General features: G+C 69.3%; 1 protein-coding gene. It reads left to right on the top strand.

Annotation, left to right across the window (positions count from 1 at the left end; translation table 11 throughout):
• Window positions 1–51 precede the first annotated feature (51 nt).
• The coding region (locus ABFX45_RS46230; protein WP_428834315.1) for an IS1634 family transposase at window positions 52–696 on the top strand (645 nt) is incomplete at its 3' end.

Here is a 696-nt window from a genome sequence, read left to right as displayed (position 1 = left end):
TGCTGGGCTGGGCGGAATCTGCGCACTAATCCTGGGCTCTAAGGTGCCTCGGTGGCCTATGTCCGGACCGTGAAGACCGCCTCGGGGGCGCGTGCGGTGCAGATCGTGCACTCCTCGCGCAAAGGCTCGCGGGACATCGAGCACATCGGGTCGGCGCACGATGATGTCGAGCTGGAGCTGCTCAAGACCGTGGCCCGGCAGCGGATCGCGGCTGGGCAGGGCGAGCTGGACCTCGGGCTGGACGCGTCGCCGGAGTCCGGCGGGCCGTTACCGATCACCGCATCACGGATGGGCCATCTGTGGGATGCCCTGGTGACGGTCTACGAGCGGCTCGGGTTCGCCGACGCGGCCGATGGTGACGAGGTGTTCCGGCAGCTGGTGCTGGCGCGGATCATCGAGCCGGCCAGCAAGCTCGACTCGCTGCGGGTGCTCGAGGAGACCGGTGTCGCGCCGGTGTCGTACCGGACGCTCAAGCGGCGCCTGCCCGCGTATGCCGCCGAGGCCTGGCGGGAGCGGCTGGCCGCGCTCTGCGCGCACCATGTCGGCCTGGGCCCGGCGACGTTGCTGTTGTACGACGTGACGACCCTGTACTTCGAGACCGACGCCGGTGACGGGTTCCGCGAGTCCGGGTTCTCCAAGGAACGTCGCCTGGAACCCCAGATCACTGTGGGTCTGCTGACCAACGCGGCCGGATTC

The sequence above is a fragment of the Lentzea roselyniae genome (genome assembly GCF_039537795.1).
GTDB lineage: Bacteria > Actinomycetota > Actinomycetes > Mycobacteriales > Pseudonocardiaceae > Lentzea > Lentzea atacamensis.
The sequence above is the reverse complement of the archived record's forward strand: the minus strand, read 5'-3'. Positions and strand labels throughout refer to the sequence as shown.